Raw genomic sequence first — 24,858 nt, forward strand, 5'->3', positions numbered from 1 at the left:
TTACCCTCTGCGGCGAGTCAAACCGGCTTGTCCCGGTCCGTCACGCTTCAGGCGGTTCGGCACCCGCGATCGAGCGCAGCGGTTGCCCGCTCGACTCGGTCATCGGATTTGGCAGGCCGGCCGCTGCGGTTGCCCGCAGGCTCGCCCGGTTCCCTGCCGGTCGTAAACCTTACCCGGTCGGTTCCGCCCCACCAAATCCGCCCCTAGGCAGCTCGGCAGAGCCCCACCCGGCCGTGTCCACAGAGGAGATCCCTGGTGGACCCGGTGCACTCGGCGGATTGTGACGCTCAGAGCTTTCGCCCTGTTTGCCCCTTCCGCGCTGGCAGAGAGAAAGTTACGCGTCCGGCGGATTGATCGTCAAATCGGCTGGGAGCGGCCCCCGTCACATTGAGCACCTGAACCTGAAGCGGCTGCTCCAGCCCTCACGGGTGGAGCACGGCCTGGCCGACCTACCGTGACTCACGGCGTACCACGTCGGTGCGCCCGCCACCCCCGCAGGCCCAGCAGACCCACGGCCGTACCGATGGCCAACGACGCCGCGATGAGCAGTGCGTGCACCCACAGGAAGCCCGTCGCCGGCCAGTCCCCGACGACCCCGCTCGACCACGACCTCGGGTCGTTCCAGATGGCCACCGCGAACCTCGGCCAGATCACCCAGGTCCAGATCCCCACTCCCGCGAGGAACACCGCCCAGCCGCGTGACAGCACCATGGTCGGCGAGTATGCCAGCGGGCTGGACCGGGACGCCGGCGAAAGCCTCCGATCGGTACGGTGGGTCGCATGAGCCCGCTGCTGAGCCGCACCAACGCGGAGGCGCATCTCTACATGGATCTGCACCCCTGCACCTGCGGGGAGACACGTTTCCCACGAGAGAGTGCGGTCGTGGTGCTCGACGACGGCGACCTGGCCAGTCGGTACACCGGTGCCTGCGCCGGCTGCGGTCAGGAACGGGAGTTCCTCTTCCGGCTGCCACCGACGGCCACTTCTGCCGGCGGCGGATTCCGCTACGGCGGTGACGAGCCCTCACAACTGCTCGACCCCGGCGAGTGGCTGCTGGTCTCCGACGCGTACGCCGGACAGGTGCCGGCCGACCCCGGTGCCGGCGAGGCAGGGCAGCGGGCCCGAGCCGCGCTTACCCGAGCCGTGGCCGCCCTCGACGAGGTCGGCAAGTTCATTCCACCGGACGCGGCCGTTGTCCCGGCGGATGCCTTCAGCAGCGACCGGGGTCGGCGGCTGCACCAGCGCGAGCCCGGGCGGTTCCGGCGAGACCGACTCACCGCCGTCCGCGACGCGTACGCCGGGATGCTCGCGCGGCTCGCCTGACGCACCCCCGCCGCGGCTACCTCGCCCCGTCCTCGTAATTGGGAGGATCGGTGAAGGTTCCCGGCGGCAGCAGCTGAGCCGGCGGCAGGTCGCCCAACTCCACCGGGGTCAGCCGGCCGATCAACTCCCACATCGACCAGGCGACCGCGCGGAGCTTCCGTTCCCGAGCGGATGAGGCTGCTGGCCCGGGTGGGCCGACGAGGTCCAGCTCGTGCATGAAGTAGACCATCTCGTCACCTACGTTCCCGACCGCGACCACGAGCAGTCCGCCGGACGGATTGGCGATCACCAACCAGTCCGGCGACAGCCAAGGGTCCCGGTGTACGCGCTGAGCATGCACCAGGTCGATCGGTGGGTGACCGGGATGCACGCCGAACAGCGGGCGCTCCGGCAACAGGGAGAACGGTTTGCCCGGAACGTGGTGTTCAGTCTCTGGCTCGGCACCGTTGGTCCGGCCGAGCCAGTGGCGGTAACTCTTTGGAAGTCGAAGCCCGAGCGCAGCCTCCAGTGACTGGAGTTGGGTTTCGTCCAACTGGCCGTACGGACGCAGCCGCGCCCGCTTCCACAGCCGCCCGGTCGGCGGCTCCATCACCTCGTTCTCGTCCACCCGCCGGACGGTGACCTCCCAGTCGTCCGCGCTGGACATGTCGAGATCCGCGAACCGCCAGATCTCCTCACCTACCGGGAAGGTCTCACCGAGCGTGACCTCGTGGGCGAAACTCTCGTCGCGCTGGAACGGCATGACGATGATCTCGGCACGCACCGGCGGCCCCACGTCGACCCAGCGCACCCCGAACCGTGCTGGTCCAACGCTTGCCGTCGCGTTGCTGGGCACAGCGGCTACGTGAGTGAACGAGCGCAACGGTCCTGCCCTCCCAGTTTCCTCAGGCACGATCAGGTCCAGCATGTCGTTCGGCGCCGGCTGGACGCTCGGGCAGGCACGTCGCGTGCGAGGCGTTCCCTGGCCGTGGACCGGCTGGCGCGGCCGGCTCCGCGCACTGCGCAACGATCGGGTAGCTCAGCGAATCGGCGGCTGTGCTGTCCACCCGTGCCGCTCTCATGGCTGCCCGTGCTCGTAGTTGGCGGGATCCGTAAACGTCCCGGGCGGGTGGATCTCGACGGGGGGGAAGTGATCCATCTCCATCGGGGTCAGCCGGCCGATGAACTCGTACATCGACCAGGCCACCGCCCGCAGCTTCCGCTCCCGGGCGGCCGCCGCAGCCGGGGAAGGTGGGCCGACCAGGTCAAGCTCGCTCACAAAATAGACGCTCTCGTTGCCCAACTCCGCCGAGACAACGAGCAGCCCACTGGCCGTAGTCGCGATTACCAGCCAGGCCCGCGACAGCCAGGGGTCGCGGTGACGACGCTGGGCGTGCACCAGGTCGAACGGGGGATAGTCGGGGTGGACGCCGAACAGCGGAGCCGACGGAAGCAGGGCGACAGGCATTCCGGGGATGTGGTGCGGCACCTCGGGTTGCGCACCATTGTTCCGCCCCAGCCAGACGCGGTACTCACGCGGGAGCTGGGCCCCGAGCGCCGCCTCCAACGACTGGAGCTGAGTTTCGTTCAACTGGCCGTAGGGTCGCAGCCGCGCCCGTTTCCACAGCCGCCCGGTCGGCGGCTCCATCACCTCGTTCTCGTCCACCCGCCGGACGGTGACCTCCCAGTCGTCCGCGCTGGACATGTCGAGATCCGCGAAGCGCCAGGTTTCCCCGTCCACCGGGAAGGTCTCACCGAGCGTGACCTCGTGGGCGAAGCTCTCGTCACTTCGGAATGGCATCACTATGATCTCGGCACACACGGGCGGACCAACATCGACCCAGCGCACCCCGAACCGGGCCAGCCCGACTTCCGCAATCGCATTGTTCGGGACTACAGCCACATGAGTAAACGAGCGCACCAGCTCTCCCGGTTTTCTCAGGCACGATCAGGTGTCCAACATGTCGTATAACGTCGGCTCGGCGGGAAGCTCGAAACCAAGCACGTCGCGGGCGATCCGTTCGGCCTCCGCACGATCGACCGGTGCCGGCGTCGCCTGCCCTACCCTCTCGCCACCGGCCGTCCAGTGCAGCGAGCGTCCCGAGCCGCTGACCTCGGACACCATCAGGCCAGCCACGCTACCGTCGGCAGCGAGCAATGCGAAGTAGCCGATCGCGTACCGCTCGTCATCGAGGTGGGTGCGACCAAGGGTGCGCGGGGACGACGCGGGCTTGGCCAGCGGGCCGGGCTGATCGACCAGCGGAACGCCCCGGGTCGGAACGGCCAGCGGGCGGTCGACGATCTGCTCGGCGGACGATCGGGGTGACGGCACGAGTGGTTGGACGTTCGCTGCGAGACCGCCGTACTCCGAAGGCGACGGCCGAGCGGCAGCCGGTGACTGCTCCAGGTGCGCGCACCACGGCCCCATCAGGTCCAGCATCGCCCGCACCGACATTGGCGGCGGATGCTCCTTGTTCCAGGGGTTACGTAGCTGCACCTGGCCGTTCTCGACCGTCACGATTTCATAGACATGCTTCGCCTTTAGCCCGTACGGCAACCTGCGCCCGGGGTAGTTTTCCTCTGGCCAGGTCGCGATGGTTATCGGGCTTCCCGACTTGAGCACGGCCGCCAGGTATCGCTCAACCGCCGCCTCCCGACCTGGCGTGTTATCGAGCGGCGTCTGCCGGGCTGGCAGGCCGGTGAGCTGGGTGAGCAGTTCGGCCTGCATCAGCGGAGTGCTGCCGACGTTGAGCCGCGCATAGCCCATTGGGGCAGAACGGTGCGGGTCGTCCTTGCTCTCCCACCCGCGCCAATCGTGCTGCCACTGCTCGTGCCGCTCCTTGGTCCACGTTCGGTCGACGGCCGCGAGCGCCTTCTCCAGCATCGCCGCCCAACTCGTTCCGACCAGTGCCTGGTTCGCGTAGGCGGCCCACGAGCTGCCGAGGTGCACCGGGACGTCAGGGTGCACGTTGATCCGGATGCGCCGACCAGTCGCCGCCGATCCGTCTCCGCGCAACACGGTTTCGTGCAGCAGGATGTCCACCGTGCCGTCCGGCTGCGGCTCGAACAACTGGGGAAGGCTCTCCGGTCGATGCCCGGCGAGGGCCGCCATCGTGGCCAGCATTCCGCAGTCGCCCAGGATGCCCTGCTGCACCTGCGTCGGGCGGGGCTGGCCGTCGAAGAGCGGTGCCGGCTGACCTGTTGCCGGGAGCAGTGAGCGCCCGTACTCGATCGGGTACTTGGGCTTAGGATCGGGCAGGGTCACACGGTCGGCGACCACGGTGACCTCGTCAGCGGTCACCGTCGGGGTGACCTCGACCTCGACGGCCGGGTCGGGCGGCATCATCGCCTGCAGTGCCTCGGTCAGCGCCGTTGGTACCAGCCCCATCCGCCGCGCATCGGAGAGGTAGTGGAAGCTGTGCGTGGCGAGCACCGCCATGGCCGCCGGATTCGACCCGTACTCGACGTTGAAGGCCGCATGGGTTCGCGATCGGTCCTCGGTCAGCAGCGCGTGCCGGCCGGCCGGGGTGTTCAGGTCGTACGCGGGTACGGACCTCTCCAGGTTGAACTCCGGAGCACCTTCGAGGGTGTACGGGCGCAGGTCGAAGCGGCCGGTCAGGTCGACGTAGATGCCCTCGGTGGCGAGCCGATCAGCCAGCTGTGGGTCGTGCTGGCGGACCTGATCCAGCAGGTTGGGTGGCAGGCCGATGAGCTGCCCGGCGAGGGCGGGCATCCGGGGTAGCGAGGACTGGCTCTGCTCCCCGTGCACGGCCAACTCCCGCAACTTCGCGGTCAGCTCGGCGGCGGGCGGCGGCTGGAAGTCGGGAGCCAGCCGGCCTCGGTAGTCGATGGCGCGGAACCGCTCGACCATCGTCTGGTTGGGGTTGAACGCCAGGGCGTCGGCCACCGCCTCCGGTGTGATCATCGGCAGGCTCAGCTGCATCACGTGGGTCCACACGTCGGCAGGCAGGACGGCGAGGCGGGCGGCTGCGTCGGGCGTACCCCAGCGGAGGCCCAAGCGGTCGACCAGGGTGTCGATCTCGGCTCGCAGGGCGAGCCGGGCGGCGGGGTCGGCCTGTGCGTACCAGGCGGCCATGAGGCGCAGCTCGGCCACCCGACCCCGGTCCCGTACCGAGACGCCGGCGGGATCGATCGGCCCCTCCGCCGCGCCCTGATCGAAGAGCCCGACCTGGGCGGTACCAGTCTCGTGCCGGGCCAGTAGTTCGGCTGCCTCGTGCGCCACCGCACGGTCGACCGCCATGTCTCCGGCACGGTCGGAGACGGTGAGGGTGAAGGTGCCGTCCAGATTGCGGATGGTCTGTGCCACGACGCCGTCGGCCAGCGGGGCGGCGGTGACCCGGACTCGCAGCGGCTCCACACCGGACGCGCGCAGCTCGAAAGCGTCGGGGCCGACCGCCACGATCTGATCCGCGCCGACCTGCTCAGCCAGGCTGGGCAGCACCAGCGTGGCCCGGTCCACCACGGCCGGGGCGTCGGCGGCGGGTCGGCCGTGGCCGTGGAACGCCGAGCCGGGCAGCGCCCCCACGGTGCTACGGGCCAATTCGACGTGGGCGTACCACGGGCTCATCAGGTCGAGGAAGGCGCGCAGCGGCATCGGGGCCGGATGCTGCGCGTTCCACGGGTTACGCAGCTGCACCTCGCCGTTCGTGACCGACACGATCTCGTACGCGTGCCCCGCGACCAAGCCGTACGGTGGCTTGCCGCCCGGTTGGGCAGCGTAGGCGGCGGCCGGCCGGGTGCCGGTGATCAGCGGGCTGCCGGCGTCCAGCAGGGCTGCCAGTCGTGCCTCGACGTCGGCTTCCCGGCCCGGTGTCGGGTCCAGTTCACTGACCCCGGTCGGCAGGCCGGTGAGCTGGCTGAGCAACTCGGCCTGCACCAGGCGGCTGCTGCCGTTGTCCAGCCGGGCATAGCCGAGCGGTGCCGCCTGGGCGGCGTCCACACCCGGCCGGGCGGTCCACTGTTGCTGCCACTGGTCGTGGCGCTGCTGGGTCCAGGTACGGTCGATCGCCGCGATCGCCTTCTCCAGCAGCGACGCCCAGGCCGATCCGACCACTGACTGGTCGGCGTAGGCGCTGTGGCCGTTCGAGTTCGGGTGTAACGGCACGTCCGGGAAGACGGTGACCCGCAGCTGTCGACCGGTGGGTGTGATCGCGCGGTCGGGACCACTCGTCTCGTGCAGCAGCACGTCGACCGAGCCGTCCGGGTTCGGGTGGAACATCTGCGCGACGCTGTCCGGAAGTCGACCGGCGACCGAGCCGATCACGGCGATCATGCCGCAGTCGCCGAGCGCCCCCTGCTGTACGTCCTCCCGCTTCGGCGGCCCGTCGAACAGCGGCGGAGGTTGCCCGGTGCGGGCGTCCAGTGCCGACCCGTAGACCGGGCCGGGCTGGTTGGCCGATTCCGGTGGCAGAGTCACCCGGTCGGCCGAGACCCGGATCTCTCCCGCCGTCTCCTGCGTCGCGGAGTTCTCCACGGTCGCCGCGGTGGCCGTCGGCGCCGGGGTGATGCTGCGCAGAACCTCGGTCAGGACGTCCGGCACCAGTCCCATCCACCTCGCGGTGCCCTGGTAGTGGAATTCGTGTCCGGTGAGCAGAGCGGCTGCCTGGTCACCGTGGAGGCCCCGCAGCGCCGCGCGGGCGCGTTGTCGGTCCTCGTGCAGTTGGGCGCGCCGCCCGGCCTCGGTGGTCAGGTCGAACGTCGGGCGTGCCGCACCGAGGTCGACGGCGGGCACGTTCGGCACCATGTACGGACGCAGGTCGTAGCGGCCGGTCAGGTCGACGTAGATGCCTTCGGTGGCGAGCCGGTCGGCGAGTTGCGGATCCACCGCCCGGATCCGGTCTAACTGCGCCTGCGGGACACCGACGATCTGTCCGGCGAAGGCGGACATCCGTGGCATCCCGGCCTGCGCGTGTTCGGCCTCGGTCGCCAGTTCCCGCAGCCGGGCGTCCAGGTCCGCCTGCTGGGGCACCTGGAAGTCCGGAGCCAGTCTGGCCCGGTAGTCGATCATCCTGATCCGCTCGACCTCGGTGAGGGTGGCGGCACCGGCCAGCACGGTGGAGACCGCGTCGGGCGTGATCGACGGCACGCTGAGCCGCATGAGGTGCGCCAGCACGTCCCGGGGTAGCAGCGCCCACCGCGACCGGACGTCCGGGTCACCGACCCGCAGGCCGAGATGACCGGCGAGGGCGTCGATCTCGGCGCGTACGGCCGGTCGGGCGGCCGGGTCGGCGGCGGCGTACGTGGCGGCGAGCAGCCGGATCTCCGCCAGTCGACCTCGGTCGTGGGCGGTGAGCCCCGCCGGGTCGATGGGGCCCTGGATGTTGCCCGGGTCCAGCGGACCGACAAGCGCCCGACCGGACTCGTGCAGCGCCGCCAGCTCGGCGACCTCGTGCGCCAGCGCCCGCGCCACCACCGGATCGGCGGCCCGGTCGGACACCGTGACGGTGAGGACGCCGTCCGGGTCGCGGGTCGACTGGGCCACCAGACCGTCGGCCAACGGACCACTGCTGAGCCGTACGGTCAGCGGATGCTGCCCGGCGGACCGGATCTCGAACAGGTCCGGCCCGACCGGGGCCACCGCGTCCACCTCGGCGTACTGCGCGACCTGTGGCAGCGCGGACCGGGCCGACTCCAGCACCGCCGCCGGGTCGGCGACCGGGCGACCCAGACCATGGAAGGTGGATCCCGGAACGGCACCGGCGGTGATCGAGTCACCCGTCGATACGCTGCCGTCATGGCCACGCCCGCCGACCTCTACGCCGCCGTCCTCGGGCGACGGAGTGGGCGAGACGCCGCGGTAGGGGCCGTCGAGCGTACTCAGGGTGACGGTGCTGGTGGCCGGGTCGATCTGAGCGCCGCCGGGCAACGCTGCACCGCCCGGTGCGGCCTGAACGGCCTCCCCGGTCCGGACGGAATCGGCGTCGAGCAGTGCGCCGCCGAAGGTCGTACCGGCGGCGGCCCGCCGTAGGTCGGGCCCGTCGGCGTCGGTTCCCGGGCCGGTGCCCACCGGTCCCTCGGTACCACCGGGGCCGGCTGATCCCGCATCCGGGGCAGCACCGTCCGACGGTGTCGAGCCGTCGGTCCGGGTCAGGCTGTCTGGTCCGCCTCGGGCCACACCTGCCGGCCCTTGATCCTGCCCTCGCGTCGCGCCTGCGTGTACTCCCGCATCACCCGCCGCGGTGGCAGGCTGGTGTGCGCGGTGACCACTCCCGAGCGGTCGATGATGTAGCTGCCCTGGCCCACGTGCATCCCCGAGGCCCGCTCCTGCTCCGAGAGTCTCTCCCGGGCCAGCCAGCCGAACTCGAACTCCCGTAGCACGATCGGATTCCCGGTCCGCAGCAGTCGACTGATCAGCGTCAGCGCCTCGTCCTCGGTCAACTCGCCCCTCTCCGTCAGGCACCATCATCGCCCAGAGTGCGTGGGTTTCCCGCACATCGGCGGCGGGCATCTCCGCCGACGTCGTTCCGGTCTGCGGATCCCACCACACCGGCGCGTCGGCTTCCGCCGGAAAGACGATCACGAAGGCGTGGGAGCTGTCGACCTCAGGTCGGCCGGCCTGGTCGAGCAACACGTCCCCGGCAGCGTCGAGCAACAGCCAGTCGGCCACTACCAGCGCCGACGCTCCGGGGCCGGCATCCGCCACCTGCCGGTAAAGGTTCTCGTACTGGGCGGCCACCGCGTCGGTACGGGCGGACAGGTCCGTCGGCAGGTTGCCGGGACCACCGATCCATGCCCCGCCGATCCACGCCTCGGCGCGCTCCAGTCCGCCCCGCTCGCCGGTGACGCGATCGATCGAGCCGTCGTCGAAGCGGTCCGCCCAGCGGGGTACGGACACCTGCGGGTCGCCGTGGAAGCTGGCCAGCGCCGCCAGCGACGAGTCGAGGCAGTTGTTGCCCCGCCCGGGTTGTTCCGGTCCGCCGTCGTTCACCAACAGCCCGTACGGATGGGTCGACGGATCCGCGAAGACCGCGTACCCCTGCCCGGTGGTGAGGCTCGCCGCGAGATCGACCTGGAAACGTGGATCCTCCAGCGGTGCCAGCTCGCCCGGCCCGAACCGTCGGCTCTCCGGCAAAGACGGGCCACCAGGGGCGTTGCTCGCGCCGTCCGTCGATACGCTGCCGTCATGGCCACGCCCGCCGACCTCTACGCCGCCATCCTCGCCGACCCCGACGACCTCGACCTGCGGCGACGCTACGCCGACGCCATCGAGACCACCGACCCCGAGCACGCCGAGCTGATCCGCCTCGACCTCGACGGCGGAAGTACCCCCCGACGTCTGCTGCTCCGGCGGAGGATCGGACCACGGCTCGCCCGTCCCGTCGAGCGGCTGGTCGACGACTGGCGGCTGCGGCGCGGATTCGTCGAGTCGGTGACCATGCGTGCCGACGCCTTCCTCGACCACGGCATCGAGGTCTGGCGAAGCGTTCCCGTCCGGCACCTGGTGCTCACCGATGTCTCCGGACGCATCGCCGACATCGCCCCGTCGCCCCTGCTGGGACAACTGGTCGGACTGGACCTGGGCGGAAACCCCATCGGCGACGCCGGTGTGCGGCACCTCGCTGGATCGGCCTGCCTGGGCCGGCTGCGTTGGCTCGGTCTGTCCCGCTGTGACATCGGCGCCGACGGCGCCGATGCGCTGGCCGCCAGCCGCAACCTCCCCCACCTGCGCTACGTCCAGTTCGACCGCAACCGGGTCGAGATCCTGCCGTACGGCGTCGGCCAGGACATCGACGGCAGACCGGTCGGCGTCGACGTGCCTGCTCTCGGGCAGCGTCTGATCGACCGGTACGGACCGCTGCCCTGGCTCGACGTCCGCTGGGCCTGGGAGGGGCCCCCGAGGTACCACGACGTCTAGATCGTCCGGCCCGGACGGGGCATCGGGTACGGTCCGACCGTCATACGGTGCGGTCGGCGGTGCGGGTCGGTTGGCCTCGGCGATCCGTTGCGCATGGAAGCGGATGCTGGGCGCGATACCCCGGGAGTCGTCGGGCAACGCGTTGGCCTGGGCGGTGAGGAGGGCACGTACCTCCGACGGGGTGGACGTCTCGGCGACCACACCCGGAGCGACACTGGCCGCACCCAGGACGCGGAGCCGCCCCGAGACGTCCTGTAGGCCCAGCAGGTCGGTCTCGGCGTCCGCAACGGCCACCGGTCCGTCCAATGGCTCCAGGCCGAGCCCGGTGACGAGGTTGGCGACACCCCCGGGGAACTCGGCCGCCTGGCCGATCGAGAGCACCACCCGGTCGTACGCCTGGCGGCTGCCGTCGGTGAACTCCACCAGGAAGCCGCCGTCGACCGTGTGCCGGAGACTGACGATCTCCCGGAGCGATCGGTCGACCTGGCGCTGCACCGTGTCGGCGTAGGCACCGACGTCGGGCAGCGTGTTCCGCCGGTTGTAGCCGCCGCCGAAGCTGTACCGCAGACGCGCCTCGGCGTCCTGGTCCGGGTCACCGGTGAGCTGGTCGGGCGGCGGGTCCACGGCTCGGGCTGACCAGTCGACGCTCGCGGCGGGGGACGCCACTGCCTGCTCGATGTCCCACGCGCCGGAGGCGCCCGCGCCGAAGACGAGCACCCGGTCACCGGGACGGTACGCGTCGGCGAGGTTCTGCCCGCCGAAGTCGACATGCGGCGCGGCCGGCCGAGGATCAGTGAAGGACCCGTCCGGAGCGAAGCCCAGCCGGGCCCCGACGTCGGCGGGCACGGCACCGGTGTCCACCGGCGAGCCGTCGGGGTCGACGACCTGGCCGGTCGTGACGTCCACCGCGTACCCGGACGTCGGGTCGACCACCAGCGGATCGGTGGGTCGCCCGGTCAGGTCGGCGAGCAGCGGCAGATCACCCCGGCTGGCGCCCGGGCCACCGAGGACCGCTCGGACCTGCGGCGGCACGCTCTCCGGCGCGATCTGGTTGCCGTCCGGGTCCTGGAACAGCGGCGTGCCGCCGGAGCGGTCGACGCGGTACCCGGTGTCCGGGTCGACGTACGTCCCGGTGGCGTTCGTCGGGACGCTGGGTACCCGGGACGGTCCCGGCCCGCTGGCGATGTCGACGGAGGTGGTGTAGATGTCCCGGCCGTTGACGGTCACCCGGAAGTTGGCGCCGTCGGGCCAGCCCGTGGCGTCGGCCGGTCGAGGGGTGATCGAGGTGGCGGTGCCCTGGTAGGTCGGCATGCCGGAGAGCGCACGGGCCGCGCCCACCGCGTCGGCGAAGACGTCGGAGGGGGTGAACTGGGTGCCCTCCTCGGCCAGGTCGGCCGGCTGGAACGGCAGGCCGGGAAGTTCCAGCTCGGACGGGACCTGCCCCATCAGCAGCGCCTGCCGCTCCGCCCACGGGTCGTGTCCCTGGGACACGCAGAGCACCGGCGGCAGGCCGTGGCCGGCGTCCCCGGCGGCCCCCATGGTGACGAAGTCGGCGGTCGCGGCCCAACCACCACCGATGACGAGCCGGTCGAAGACGTGGTCGGGCGCCACGCCCAGGGTGGCGTCCACCCTGGCGGTCAACGCCAGATCGGCCGCGTCGCGCAGGGCGGTGGCCTGCTGCGCCCAGGCCCGCGCCTCGGCGCGGATCGCCGACTGGGCCGCCCGGATGTCGGTCACGAGCTGTTGACCACCACCCTGCGCGAGCCCGATCAGGGTCTCCACCTCGGTGGCGAGCGGACCGAGGAGATGGTGGATCAGGTCGAGGCGGGCACGGGCCGCTTCCGGCCCGACCACCGGCGTGTTGCCACCGAGCCCGTGCACGACGTGTGCCGGTTCCTGTTCGAGGAGACCGGAGGCGACGAGCAGACTCAGCGCCTCGGCACGGAGTTGACCGGCGGTTCCCGGATCGGCGGCGGTGGCGCTGTCGGCGAGCACCACCCGCAGCTCGGCGAGGTGTCCGAGGTCGCGTGCGGTCAGCACGCGGGTGCCGTCGCCCTCCGGTCGGGCGCCCTCGGCGAGTGCGGCGGTCGCGTCGAACCGCAGCCCCTCGGCCCGTTGCTGGGCGATCGCGTCCACTTCGGCGAGCGCCGCCGCCACCGCCCGCCGGACGTGGTCCGGGTGGGCGCTCGTGGACACCTGCACGACGGCCCCGTCGGAGGTGTAGCGGATGGCGGCCACCGGTGCGACCGCCGCGTCCGCCGCGACCGGGGCCGGCTCGACGCGTACCGGGTAGGGACCGTCGAGGGTGGCCAGGGTGACTGTGGCGGTGGCGGGGTCGGCACTCGCCCCGCCGGGTAGTGGCCCGGTGGTCAGGGCCGCCTCGACGGCGATCGCGGTACGCGCGGGGTCGGCGTCGAGCAGCGCGCCACCGAAGGTCGTACCGGCTGCCGCCTGCCGCAGGTCGGGGCCGTCCGGGTCGGCTGCGGGCCCGGGGTCGCCCGGCGGCGGGTCGACAGACGATGGCCCGACCTCCCCGGCCGGTTCGACCGGCGGCGTCAGGCCGTCGGTTCCTCCGTCGGCCAGACCTGCCGACCCGTCATCCGGCCCTCCCGGCGGGCCTGCGTGTACTCCGCGATCAGCAGCGGTACCGGCAGACTCATCTGAACTGTGATCACTCCCGTCCGGTCGATGATGTAGCTCCCGTGGCCCAGTTGCCTGCCCTCCGCCCGTTCTTGTGGGGACAGCTGTTCCTTCGCCAGCCAGCCGAACTCGAACGGGTGCAGCTCGATCGCGTTCGCCGTGCCGAGCAGGCGCCTGATCAGCGTCTGCGCCTCGTCCTCCGTCATCGGTAACCCTTTCCGCCGCGGTCTCCATCGACCACAGCGCGTACGTCTGTGCCAGGTACGCGGCCGGGGGCCGCGGCCACGTCGTCCCTCGTTGCGGATCCCACCAGACCGGCCCGTCGGCACCCTCCGGATACACCAGAACGAAGGCGTGCGAGTCCTGGACCTGCACGTGTCCCCGGTCGAGGACGAGCTCTCCGCTGAGGGGATCCGTCCGGACCCATTCGGCCACGACGAGGGCCGCCGAACCCGGACCGGCCGCCGCGACACGCTGATGAAGCTGCGCGTACTGCTCGGCCACGGCCGCCGCGTGCTCGGCCGGAGTCGTCGGCAGCCCCTCCGATCCGCCGGACCACTCGACGCCGAGCCACTCCTCGGCGCGGTCGAGCCCACTCGCCTCGCCGGTCACCGTCTCGATCGAACCGTCCGGCCGGATGTCCAGCCAGCGGGGGAAGGACACCCGGGGGTCTCCGAAGAAGCTCGACAACGCCGAGAGCGCGGAGTCCATACAGTTGTTGGCGCGACCCTGCTGGCCTGGGCCGCCGTCGTTGACGAGCTGACCGTACGGGTGGGTGGACGGGTCGGCGAACAAGCGATAGCCGTCCGGCGTACGCAGGCTCTGCTCGACTTCCCACTGGTAGCCGGGATCCTCCAACGGTGCCAGCTCACCCGGCCCGAGGCGCCGGGTCTCCGCCAGACCGTGGTCGGTGTCGAGCGGTACCGACGGGGTTTCGGCCGTGACCGGCGAACCCGGGCTGGCCTGGCTCGACTCGCCTGGGTGAGCCGGCGCACCTGTGCCGTCTGCGGTCAGACCGCCGAGCGGCAGATCTCCGTCAGCTCGTCCTCCGTCGGCAACGGCACCGTCGCGAAGTGCGCCACCTGGCGCTCGGCCGTCGCCCGGTCGACCCGCTGGATCTCGTGGCGTTCCGGATTCGCCCACAGGATCGCCGCCGCCACGTCCGGGCGGAACGTCCACGCCCGCTTCGGTCGGTCCCAGATCACCGCCTGGGTCGGCCCGGCGCTGTCCGCCTCCGCGATCAGGTTGACCGGCGGGCCGTCCGGATCCTCCGGTCTCCGCAGGAGGAAGTAGCCGAACGTCAGCGCTGCCATGCGCGCCCCCCATCAGGTCAGGGTCCAGACCCGGCAGGTCGGACAGGGCCAATCCTCGCGCGGCGAGCACGTCGGCGAACGTCAGACCCTGCTGTCCGAGCCAGTCAAGGTACGACTCTCGGATGCTCGCCTGCCGGGGTGCGGCCATCCACTTGGCGAAGCTGGTGTCCTTCGGCGTGTCGAACCGGGCGCTGTCCATGCCCCCCGGCATGCTCGCCGCGATGCCGTTGGCCTTGTTGACCGCCAGGATGTCGAGGAACGCGTGTACGCGGGCGGCCGGCGTCTGCGCCGGATCGCGCATCACCTCGTACTGGTCGTGGGTCTGTCCGCCGACGTGGTAGCTGGTGCCGGTCGGGAACTGCAGCTCGAAGGTACGCCCCGACGGCGCCGTGAGCGTGCAGTTCAGGCCGAAGAAACGGTTTCCCGGGTGCCAGAAGTTCTTCAGGTCGGTGACCTGGTAGCCCCGGGCCTCCAGCGAGGTCAGCAGCGCGTCCACCGCCGGCCCGTACGCCTCGGACTCCGGTCCCCGTACCGAGAACCGCACCACGTCGTTCACGGTGTCCAGCGCCGGACCGATGTCGTACCCGAGAGGCTCCAACTCGGTGCGGTACTTGCGGGCCAGGGACTCGGCACCCTTGACGCGGTGCTGCTCACCGAGCGTGCTGAGCGCGTCCGCGCCGGTCAGTCCGAGCTGCGCGTTCACCTCGGCGTTTACGCCGCGCACATCGGCCAGGATCTGATCGGCCTCGGTCCGCGCCTCGGCCAGGGCGTCGAGCAGGGCGGCCCGGTCGGTGTCCGGCAGCCCGTCCAGGTAGGGACTGTCAGGTGTGGCGTCGGAGTCGCTCAGCCCGTCGGATCCGGAGCCGGCCAGACCTGCCGGCCGGTGATCCGGCCCTCCCGGCGGGCCGCCGCGTACCGCTTCATGATCAACGGCGGCGGCAGGCTGGGATGCACGGTCACCACCCCCGTCTGGTCGATGATGAAGACCCCCTGGCCCAGCTGCCGGCCCTGGGTCCGCTGCTGCGGGGAGAGTGTCTCCTGGGCCGCCCAGCCGAACTCGAACGGGAACACCGCCACCGGGTTGTCCGTCCCCAGCAACCTGGTCATCAGTTGCCGGGCTTCCTCCCTGCTCATCGGCATGGGCGGGCTGCACCTCCATCGACCACAGGTTGTGCGTCAGTCCAACATAGTCGCCCGGCAGTGGATCGGTGGTGGTGCTGCCGAACTGCGGATCCCACCACACCGGCCCGTCCGCGCCTTGCGGGTAGACGAGCAGGAAGACGTGTTCACCGGCCGGCTGGGTGTTGCCCTCGGCGTCGAGCAGCGGGTCGCCGGTGTTCTCGTCGAACAGGATCCAGTCGACGGCGATGACCGCGGACGCGCCCGGGCCGGCGTCGCGAACCCGCTGATACAGCTGCTCGAACTGGTCAGCCAGCGCGGCCGTCCGCTCGGCGGGGGTGCCCGGTAGGGCGTCGTTGTCCCCGGTCCAGTCGCCGCCGATCCAACTCTCGATCCGGCCGAAGCCGTTCAGTTCGCCTAGTGTCGTGTCGACGGTGCCGTCGTCGAGCCGGTCCGGCCAACGCGGATGCGAGACCTGCGGATCGCCGTAGAAGCTGGCCAGGGCCGCGAGGATCGTGTCGACACAGTTGTTGGCCCGACCGGGCTGATCCGGCCCGCCGTCGTTGATCAGCTGACCGTACGGATGGGTCGAGGGGTCGGCGAAGACCTCATACCCCTCCGGAGTACGCAGGCTGTCCTCGACATCGTCCTGGTACCGCGGATCCTCCAGTGGGGCCAACTGCTCCGGCCCGAACTGGCGCGTGTCCGGCATCGGCCAGCCCTGCATGTCCGGCCAGGCGACCGGAGCGGGGTCCTGATCGGTGTTCGCATCCGGGGTGCTCGGATCAGCCGGCAGGGCATCCGGCGTGCTCGGGTCAGTCGGCGTTGGGTCTGGCCTGGTCGGGTCGGTCAGTGTCCCGTCGGTACCGTTCGGGTCGTCCGGTGTGCGGTCGGGGTTGTTCGGGTCGACGGCTGCGCCAGGCCGCCCGGTGGGAGAGTCGTTCTGATCCCGACCTCCGGTCGGTAGGTCCGCGGTCGAGGCCGGCGGGACCGGAGCCGGTGTGCTGGCTTCGGGTGTGGCCCTACCGACCGGATCACCTTCGGCATCCAGCACGATCGACCAGACGCCGTCCACCTCACCGGCGTAGAGCGGGGCGATATCGGAGACCACACCACGCTGCCCGTCAACCCAGATGATCGTGCCGTTGTGGTTCACGGCGTTCCAGGTATGGGCGCGGCCATCAGGGCCCGGCCACTGGCCGATGATGAGGGCAGCGGCCCCGGGACCAGCCGCGCGGAGAGCGTCAGCGACCGCATCCAACCCGCGAGCGCCACTGCCGTGGTGTCCGAAGGTGGAGCGCAGTGCCTGCTCCTGCCGGCTGGTGCTGCCCCGTTCCACCTCGGCTGACGGGACTGTCGGCGCCGCTACCTCGGGACGTCCGTACCAGGCCGACAGGACGGACAGCCCAACATCGGCACAGTTCGTTGCGCGTCCTGGAACGGTCGGCCCGCCATCGTTGAGCAAGTCGGCCCACGAACCGATCCGTGGATCCGGGTGCACGGCAGGTCGTCCCGTCGCCGGATCCCGAATAACGGCCGCGTCGAGCGCATCCTGATCGGCTTGGTCCGGCGGCAGCAGACCCTCCGGCTGCCCGTACGGCCGGCCGTCGCTCAGTGGCAGCCCATTGCCCACCACCCCGGGTACCGGCGGTTGGTAGACGGTGACGTCTCGCTCGGGATCGGCGATCGGCTCGACATTGAACTCTGGCAGGAATTCCGCGCATGATCGGCACGGCGGCCGGTTGCGCCCAAGCTCGTACGTGACGCCGCCGGACCGAGCTGGCTTGATCTGATGCGTGACGATTTTGGCACCCTGTAGCGAGTCCAAGGCGTACTGCTCGAAGGTGCCGGGCTCCCCTGCGTTCCGCCATTGCTGCTCTAGCAGGTATAGCTGATCGGAAACCAGGGCCACCTCGGCACACTTGCCATGCCCGCCGCCCACGCCGTCGACGAGTCTTGCTGCGATCCGGTCCAGTGCAGCCTGCGCGAGCGGATGCACCCGGGGTTGTGTCGGTGGTTTCGTACCCCTGTCGGCGGTCATGCTGGTGTGGGTGGTGATGCTGCCGTCGGGCATCAGCAAGGCACCGGCCATGCCGGGCTGCTTGCTCCTAGAGACCGAGGCGGACTTGACCGCCGTCCGTACGGTCTCGGCAAGCGTCCGGGACGCCTCGATCAGGGCCTGCTCCGCTTCGGGACCGTTGGGGTCGCCGTCCACCGATGTCGGCTCCAGCTGCCAGCTGTGGGTACCGCGTCCGGTCGGTCCCTCCGACCGCCTGAGGGTCTGTGGGTCGACCGCACCGGTCGCCGTCTCGGGGCCGGGGATCGTCGGCCCGCTCTGGACGGTGCCACTGCTGGTGGGCACCGGGATCACGACCGGCCCGTCGGTGCGCTGCTGGGCCGGATCGGTGGGCCCGGAGTTCGGGTCCGTTTCCGTGTCGGCGGTCGGAGCCGCGTCCAGGGACGGCGTCGCCGGCTCGACACCCGCCGTCTGTGCCGGCACCGTCGGGGTGGGCTGGTCGGCCGGCACGGGTGTCGGCGCGTCCGGCCTCGACTGTCCCGGTTGGGCCGGGGTGGCCTGTTGGGCCGGCGTGCCCGGCTGTTGAGTGGGCCCGACCTGTTGCGTGGATGCGGTGGGCTGCGCGGGGTTCGCCGTGGTCGGGCCGGTGGCGGGCGCGAGGGAGACCGAGCCGGCCGTGTTCGCCGCTGTCGGGTTGACGGTCGGTCCGACCGGCGTACCCCGGCCGGGGGTCGGTTGCGTGGCGGTGTTGCCGGGCTGCTGGGTGCCCGTGGTCTGGGTACCGCTCGTGGTCGGCGTCGAGCTGTTGGGGGTGTTCGCCACCTGCGGGCCGGCCGCGGCAGGTGCACCAGTGGGGGACGCCGGGTTCGTCGCGGCGGTCGGGCCCGTTGGCGTAGCCGTGGCAGGAGGTGTCCCTACCGCCGGAGCGGAGGGTGCCGTCACCGGGGCTGCGGTCGCCGTACCCGGTAGCACGGCGGCCGGCATGTCCCCGGTGACGGAGGAGCCAGCGGTGTCGACGTCGGTGACGTCGGATATCGGGCTGCCGGTCGTCGTCCGGCCGGACCCGGTCGAGCCGTCGCCGGCCGGGGCGGCGGTCACCTCCGACGGTGCGGCGGTGACCAGACCGCCGTCGGTCTGAACCGTCGCCTCGCTCGTCGACCGGTCGCTGACGGCGGTTTCGGTGTTCGTATCGGTGCTGGTCCGGTCCGTGCCGGGTGATTCGGTGACCGGCGTGCTCCGGCCATCCGGTGCGCCGCCCTGGTCGTTGGCGGTGGTACCGCCGTCACTGACGGCCGGAGTGCCGTCCGGCGCCGTGGCCGTCACATCGGCAGGGACGGCCACCGGGATGCCGGTGTTGCCGCCGACGTGCGACGGGTCGGCGGTCGTGGCCGTGTCTACGGTCGCCGGCCCGCCATCCGCCGCCGGCCCGCCATCCGCCGCCGGCCCGCCATCCGCCGCCGGCCCGCCATCCGCCGCCGGCCCGCCATCCGCCGCCGGTGCGGCGGAGCCATCGGTCGTCGGTGCCACCGAACCATCCGTCGAGGGGGGTGCGAGGCTGATCGAGCCCGCTCCGCTCTCGGGGACCGTACCGGCGCCGTTCTGGACCGTGCCGCCGCCCGTGTCGGTCGTCCCGGCGCCGGAGCTACCGCCCGCTCCGCTGGAGCTGCCAGCACCGTCCGAACCGGATCCGCCGACGCCCGCCGCGGAGCCACCGCCGGAGGCAGCAGAGCCGCCACCCGCGGCCGAGCCCGTGCCACCACCGGTCGCACCGGCACCCGACGTGGAGCCTCCCCCGGTCGCACCGGCACCGGCGCCGTTGGCACCGCCGCCGAGGTCGCCGAGGCCGTTCGCCCCTCCGACGCCCAGGCCGGGGTCGGTCCCGCCAGCTGGCCCGACATTCGGCGCGACGTCGACCCCCAGCCTGCCGAGGAGTGCGTTCGTGCCCCGCGCCATCAGGTTGCCGGTGGCGCCACCGGCGAGGGTCGCGCCGGTGCGGCCGGCGCCACTGGTGAAGCCGCCCAGGAAGGCGTCCGCTCCCGGCATGGCCCACTGTCCGTTGACCGTGCCGTTGGCGAGCACGCTGGCCGCCGGCGAGATGACGGCGTTCTGGGCGCCGGAGGTGAGGCTGGTGCTGCCCCACCGCACCAGGCCGCTGCCGCGGAAGGAGAGCTGCGACGGGCTGAACGAGAACGGCATGCGGGGCGCCGCCCGCCGACCGGCCCAGTTCATGCCGGTGCCGAGCACCGCGCCGTAGGCGCCACCCACGCCGGCGGTGAGGGTCCGGTTGCCATCCCACTCTCGCCGGGTACCGGTGTGCATCTGGTACGCCTGGGCGCCGACGTCGATGATCAGCTCCTCGCCGATCTCCTCCACCAACTCACGACCGAGGCGATTGAGGCCCCGCCGTAAACCTTGGCTGGTGGCCATCTGGCCGAGCCGGGTGCCGGCCAGCCGCAACGCGGCCCGCATTCCCGCCCGGGTCAGCAACTGCCGACCCATCTGGGCGATCAACCGGCGGAAGGCGATGGTGACCGCCTGCCGGCCACCGGCGAGGATGCCCGGAATGGCACCTGCGGACACCCCGCCCAGCCAGGCCATCAGGAGCGCGACGAAGACCGCGATGACGGTGATGATGACCGCGATCAGCACGGTCAGCTTCGCGTACTCGATCTCCAGAGCGGCCTGGTCGCAGCCGGCGGCGTACGCGGCGGAGATCTCCTGGATCAGCGGCAGACCGGTGTTCGGGTCCACACCGATCTGGTTCCACAAACCGCCGAAGGCCTCGCCGGCACCACCGCCCCAGCTCTGCAGGATCCTCATGACCGCGGGGTCGGCCTGGCCGAGCGTCTCGCTGACCGTGTCGGCCAGCGCCTGCCACGCGTCGGCCAACTCCCGCATGCGATCCTCGTCGCCGCTGGGCCACGCCTCCCCGGCGCTCACCCAGCAGATGGCGTCCCAGACCCACGCGTACTCGCCCAGCGAGTTCCTGGGATTGGGTATCGCCACCCCGAAAGCCCCTCTGTCCGATGCCGACTCGTAGCGGGTGAGCTGCTACTTGTCGTCGCCGCCGAACAGCGTCTTCACCATGTCGTCGGTGTCGACGGTGCCCTCGACCGCGCCCTTGACGGTGGGCCCGAGCACCTCGACCAGCGGCACCAGATCCGCAGCGAGGTCGAGGACCCGCTGCGCCGGCTGATCGTCGCCGCCGAGGTAGTTCTTGTTGAACTCGTTGCCCGGCTCGTCGTCACCCCAGGGTCGTGCGCCGTTGAGCGTCCCGATGGTCGCGGCGAGATTCTGCCAGGTCATGGCGAGCCGAGCACCGGCCGCACCGAGCTCGTTGGCACCCTCCAACGCGGCGTCGGGCTTGACGAAGGTCTCGCGTAGCTCGCTCATCGCCGTTCCTCCCCGGGCAGTTCGCTGTCCAGCTGACGGAAGATGCCGTCGAGATCGTGATCGATGTACGCCTGAAACTGGCTGTCCGGTACGAACGGTCGAACCAGCTTCTCGACCTCAGCCATGGCCTGCTCGGTCGCCCGCCGGATCGTCTCGGTGACCGTCGCGGAAAGCTCCTTCGAGTTGGGCCGGCGGTAGATCCGCGGGTCGAACTCGACCTTCGTCACCTGGCCACGGGGACCGACCGTGACGGTGACCAGGCCGTCTTCGGAGGTGACGGTCGCCTTCACCGTCTTGAGCTGTTGCTGAAGGTCGCCGACGCCTGAGCGCATCCGCTCGAACTGCGCCATCAGCTCGTCGGCCCGGGCGCGCAGCGCCTGTACGTCCATGGCGTTCCTCCCCGCGCAGGTCCCGTCCGCCGTCCACACCGGGGCGTGACAACTCGACGATACTGAATGGGCACGACATCGGCGTGCCCGGTTCGGCTGCCGCCCGCCGCTAGGATGCTGCGGGACCGGTTGACGGGAGGCGTACAGACATGTTCCGGCACCGTCCTGTGGCGACGTTCACGCTGCTGGGAGCCATGTTGGCCGCGCCGCTGACGGTTCCGGTGGCGAGCCCGGCGGCTGCCGCACCGGCAATTTGCGACAATCCGAGCGATCCGGGAGAGGTCAACACCGAGACGCCCTGGCATCAGCGGTGGCTCGCCCCGCAGCGGGTGTGGCCGTTCAGCACCGGAGCGGGGGTGCGGGTCGCCGTTGTCGACTCCGGCACCGACAGCAGCCACCCCCAGCTGGCCGGCCGGGTGGCCACCGGCTTCGACGCCCTGCGCGGCACCCCCGGTGGCGATGTGGACTGCGTATCCCACGGCACCGCCGTGGCCAGCATCATCGCCGCCCGGCAGCAGGACGGGGTCGGCTTCCACGGTCTGGCGCCGGATGTCACGATCGTGCCGATCCGGGTCAGCGAACGCAACGCCAACGAGGGCCCGGGCGCGGGCGGCGACACCGTGACCGGGGCCGTCTTCGGGCAGGCCATCCGACGCGCTGTCGACGACGGTGCCGACGTCATCAACCTGTCGGTGACGCTGTACCAGCCGGACCCGGACGTGGAGCAGGCCGTGCGCTACGCGTTGGCGAGGGACGTCGTGCTGGTCGCCGCCGCCGGCAACCAGCATCAGGACGGTGCCCGCCCGGATCCGCTGCCCTACCCGGCGGCCTACGACGGTGTGATCGGTGTGGGCGCCGTCGACCAGTACGGTGCACGGATCCGGCAGTCCCAGATCGGGCCGTACGTGGACATCGCCGCCCCGGGAGGTGCGGTGGTGGCCGCCACCCGGCTGGTCGGGCACAACACCTTCGACGGGACCAGCTTCGCCGCACCGATGGTGAGTGCGACCGCCGCCCTGATCCGCGCGGCGGAGCCGGACCTGTCGGCCCGGGAGGTCGCCAAGCGGATACTCGCCACCGCAGACCCGGCCCGGGGTGACGCCGCAGGCGGCTACGGCAGCGGGGTGGTCAACCCGTACCGGGCGGTCACCGAACGGCTCACCACCGGGGAACCGGTGGCTCAGCCGCCGCTGCCCGACGTGCCGTACGACGCGGCGGCGCAGGCTCGCGCGGAGCGCTGGGCACTGTTCGGTCGACTGGCGCTCTGGATCGGCCTCGCGCTGGCCACGGTTGCGGTAGGAGTCGCGGTGCTGGCCGCACTGCTGCCGCGTGGCCGCCGTACGCGGTGGCGACCCACCCGTCCATCGGCCTCTCCCCCGACGGAGCCCGAGATCGACGAGCCGGAGGAAGTCTTCTTCCGGGTACCGAGTTCGATGCCGCGCGGCTGACGCGGTCGCGTTGGTCGTGGGACGGTGGCCACGCGCCACCCGCACAACGGGCGATGGCCCGGCGCGGGCCGGGCCATCAGGTGCTGTGGTGCGGGTTCTCAGCCGCCGAACTTCGCGCGGTTGGCCGCCTCGCGGGCCTGCATCTTCCCGGCCGACTCGCGCAGCGCCTTCTCGATCCGACCAAGCAGGTCACGCAGGTCGTTGGCGGCCGACTCCCACTCCGTCTGCCGCTGGAAGTACGCCTCGCGGGCGTCACCGTCCCAGGTGGCCAGCAGCGGAGCGATGCCGGACTTGAGCCCGTCCAGTTCTCCGGTCAGGTTCCGGACCGCTCCACTGCAACTGTCCGCCGCGGCGTTCAACCCGGCGAAGTTGTACCGAATCTCCGTCATGAGTCTTCTCCCCCGTCAGAGCTTCAGCGCCGCGGTGATCTGGCCGGCGGTGGCACCCGCGCTGTCCATGTCGGCCCGGATCTCCTCGTCGCTGACGTCGTAGTCCTTACCGGCAGATCCGACCGCTTCGGCGATCGCCCGCAGCGCGACGTTGAGGCGGGCCATGTCCTGGTCGAACCGCTCCCGCACCTGCTGGAAGGAACCGGCACCCGCGCCCCTCCACTGGTCGTACAGCGGCGCGAGCTGGTCCATCAGCGAGTTGAGATTGCTGGTGAGCCGATCGGCGACGGCATCGACGTCACCCTCGGTCTTCAGCATCAAGCCGGTGTCGGTGTTCATCGACATGGCGGAAGTCACCCCCGTCCTCAGTTGATCGCCCCGATCCGTCGGGGCGCCTGGTCAGTCGGTGCTCGCGCACCATCGTCATACGAACGGTAACGGGTCGTGTCCAGCCCGCGCTAGACCGCAACTCGGCCCGGTTCTCCATTGTGGCTGGTCAGATCACTCCGGGTCGAGCGCAAGTTTCGCCGTCGTGGGATCGAGTACGGGACCTGTCGGCAGCCGGACCACCAGGCTGGCGGGTAGCCGAACCGGCTGCACCTCCGCGTAGCCGAGGATGGCGGGCACCCCCTCCGAAGCGAGCGGGTAGCGATGGCCCAGGTCGGTGACCAGGTTGAGGGTGCCCGTCTCCTGGTCCGGGGAGGAGACCGCGGCAACCAGGACGCCGTGACCCGGCTCGATGACTACCCGGTCGGCGAGTGGGATGCCGTCACCGGTCTGCTCACCGGTGCGCACCGGCTCCCGCACCGCTTGCACCTGCGCGTCGAGCAGCAGCGTCGGCTCGTCCGCGCCCGGTTGGTAGGCCGCGCAGATCGCCGGCTGGTCTCCAGCCAACCGAGCGATCTCCGGCCGCTGCTCCGGCGCGCGATGCCGACCCTGCGCCGGCGCGCCAGCCTTGGGCGCCGCCGCGGCGGTACCGGCGGCCAGTTCGATCGGGTAGGGCCGCGCCTCGCCCGGGTAGGCCAGCTGGGTCTCCGTGTCAGCCAGCACCACATCCGCCTGCAGCGGGGTGATCGGCACCAGGCGCGTCCGCTCGGCGAGGTAGTACTGGCGGCTGCCGCCCTGACTCTCCACCACGAAGACCTGACCGACCCGAGCATCCGGCAACGCGGTCGAGGAAGCTCCCCGGTCGGCCACCCGTCGAGGCGCGATCGGCTCACCGGCCGGCAAGGCGTTCAACCACGCACCGCCCACCTCCACCACCGGCTCGGCGCTCAAGGTGAGACCCTCCAACACGATCTTCTCGCTGCGGATCTCGTACCGGTGGTCGTGCCAGACCAGGTGCAGCCGGTCCGTCTTGCGGTCGCGTACCAGCAGGGCGCTGTCACCCGGATCCCGTCCCCCGCCGGGCGCCCGCCCGACGGTGAGCACGGTGGTCGCGACGACACCGCCGGCCGCGTTACGCGCCGGCTGGGTGCAGAGAGTCCAGGGCCCGTCCAGGATGCGGCTGGCCGGGGGCAGCGCGTCCGGGGCGAACGGAATGCCGATGCGCGGGCCCCTCGGGGTGCCGACGAGCGAGTTCCGGGAGACCGAGACGGTCGGTGCCGCGGTCTCCATCGCCAGCAGCGCGGAGGCGTAGTTGAGCACCGGGTGCAGCCGGCCCTCCCGGTACAGGTAGCGGGTGCCGGTCTCCTTCTCCAGGATGACCGCGCCGCCCTCCTTCCACTTGGTCGCGCCGCCGGGCCGCAACAGGCCGTACACCCCCACCGCGGCCAGACAGAGCACGGCCACCATGACACTGGCGAAGCCGGCACCACCCAGTCGGCGGAACGGTGCCGCCTCCGGGTCAGGCTCGCGCGCCACCAGCGCGGAGGTCATCCGCTGAACGAAGAACTGGTACGACTGGACCTGGTCCCGCCGCGACGGCATGGCAGCCTCCCCTGGCGTACGCCCGCACGGTCACGAGCGCCGGA

General features: G+C 71.4%; 11 protein-coding genes. 2 read left to right on the top strand and 9 right to left on the bottom strand.

What is annotated here, in order from left to right; translation table 11 throughout:
• Positions 1-459: 459 nt before the first annotated feature.
• On the bottom strand, positions 460-711 hold the full coding sequence (locus V5O40_RS19490) for an SCO4848 family membrane protein (RefSeq protein WP_332906800.1): 252 nt from the start codon (positions 709-711) through the stop codon (positions 460-462).
• Between the two features lie 69 nt (positions 712-780).
• Here V5O40_RS19490 and V5O40_RS19495 point away from each other — a divergent pair, with 69 nt between their 5' ends.
• Entirely contained in the window at positions 781-1,323 is a 543-nt protein-coding gene (locus V5O40_RS19495) for a hypothetical protein (RefSeq protein WP_332906801.1), read from the top strand.
• A 16-nt stretch (positions 1,324-1,339) separates the two neighbouring features.
• Here V5O40_RS19495 and V5O40_RS19500 read toward each other — a convergent pair whose 3' ends face one another.
• From V5O40_RS19500 to V5O40_RS19520, 5 genes are all read right to left on the bottom strand, one after another.
• Entirely contained in the window at positions 1,340-2,230 is an 891-nt protein-coding gene (locus V5O40_RS19500) for a DUF6406 domain-containing protein (protein WP_332906802.1), read from the bottom strand.
• A 150-nt stretch (positions 2,231-2,380) separates the two neighbouring features.
• The gene (locus V5O40_RS19505; RefSeq protein WP_332906803.1) at positions 2,381-3,223 is read right to left on the bottom strand and encodes a DUF6406 domain-containing protein; all 843 of its coding nucleotides are present in this window, start codon (positions 3,221-3,223) and stop codon (positions 2,381-2,383) included.
• Between the two features lie 27 nt (positions 3,224-3,250).
• Positions 3,251-20,272 carry a toxin glutamine deamidase domain-containing protein gene (locus V5O40_RS19510; RefSeq protein WP_332906804.1) on the bottom strand — a complete coding sequence of 5,674 codons (17,022 nt, stop codon included), beginning with the start codon at positions 20,270-20,272 and terminating at the stop codon, positions 3,251-3,253.
• A gap of 45 nt (positions 20,273-20,317) precedes the next feature.
• A complete protein-coding gene (locus V5O40_RS19515) occupies positions 20,318-20,659 on the bottom strand; it encodes a hypothetical protein (protein WP_332906805.1) in 342 nt (113 codons plus the stop codon).
• Positions 20,656-21,048, bottom strand: coding sequence for a YbaB/EbfC family nucleoid-associated protein (locus tag V5O40_RS19520; protein WP_099852692.1), 393 nt, complete (start codon positions 21,046-21,048; stop codon positions 20,656-20,658). The genes V5O40_RS19515 and V5O40_RS19520 overlap by 4 nt, the downstream gene beginning before the upstream one ends.
• Before the next feature lie 149 nt (positions 21,049-21,197).
• Here V5O40_RS19520 and mycP point away from each other — a divergent pair, with 149 nt between their 5' ends.
• A complete protein-coding gene (gene mycP / locus V5O40_RS19525; RefSeq protein WP_332906806.1) occupies positions 21,198-22,496 on the top strand; it encodes a type VII secretion-associated serine protease mycosin in 1,299 nt (432 codons plus the stop codon).
• 98 nt (positions 22,497-22,594) lie between these two features.
• On the opposite strand, the gene V5O40_RS19530 is transcribed toward mycP, so the two are convergent.
• The 3 genes from V5O40_RS19530 to eccB form a co-directional block, all read right to left on the bottom strand.
• A complete protein-coding gene (locus V5O40_RS19530) occupies positions 22,595-22,885 on the bottom strand; it encodes a WXG100 family type VII secretion target (protein ID WP_164449590.1) in 291 nt (96 codons plus the stop codon).
• Between the two features lie 15 nt (positions 22,886-22,900).
• Complete coding sequence (locus V5O40_RS19535) at positions 22,901-23,230, bottom strand: WXG100 family type VII secretion target (RefSeq protein WP_164449591.1); 330 nt, start codon at positions 23,228-23,230, stop codon at positions 22,901-22,903.
• 156 nt (positions 23,231-23,386) lie between these two features.
• A complete protein-coding gene (gene eccB / locus V5O40_RS19540; RefSeq protein ID WP_332906807.1) occupies positions 23,387-24,814 on the bottom strand; it encodes a type VII secretion protein EccB in 1,428 nt (475 codons plus the stop codon).
• Positions 24,815-24,858: the final 44 nt, after the last annotated feature.

Origin of the sequence: Micromonospora palythoicola (assembly GCF_036689795.1) — a bacterium.
Lineage (GTDB): Bacteria > Actinomycetota > Actinomycetes > Mycobacteriales > Micromonosporaceae > Micromonospora > Micromonospora palythoicola.

Coding starts and splice junctions, on each gene's coding strand:
- V5O40_RS19490 (WP_332906800.1), bottom strand. CDS start 711: ATGGTGCTGTCACGCGGCTGGGCGGTGTTCCTCGCGGGAGTGGGGATC.
- V5O40_RS19495 (WP_332906801.1), top strand. CDS start 781: ATGAGCCCGCTGCTGAGCCGCACCAACGCGGAGGCGCATCTCTACATG.
- V5O40_RS19500 (WP_332906802.1), bottom strand. CDS start 2,230: ATGCTGGACCTGATCGTGCCTGAGGAAACTGGGAGGGCAGGACCGTTG.
- V5O40_RS19515 (WP_332906805.1), bottom strand. CDS start 20,659: ATGAGCGAGCTACGCGAGACCTTCGTCAAGCCCGACGCCGCGTTGGAG.
- V5O40_RS19520 (WP_099852692.1), bottom strand. CDS start 21,048: ATGGACGTACAGGCGCTGCGCGCCCGGGCCGACGAGCTGATGGCGCAG.
- mycP (WP_332906806.1), top strand. CDS start 21,198: ATGTTCCGGCACCGTCCTGTGGCGACGTTCACGCTGCTGGGAGCCATG.
- V5O40_RS19530 (WP_164449590.1), bottom strand. CDS start 22,885: ATGACGGAGATTCGGTACAACTTCGCCGGGTTGAACGCCGCGGCGGAC.
- V5O40_RS19535 (WP_164449591.1), bottom strand. CDS start 23,230: ATGTCGATGAACACCGACACCGGCTTGATGCTGAAGACCGAGGGTGAC.
- eccB (WP_332906807.1), bottom strand. CDS start 24,814: ATGCCGTCGCGGCGGGACCAGGTCCAGTCGTACCAGTTCTTCGTTCAG.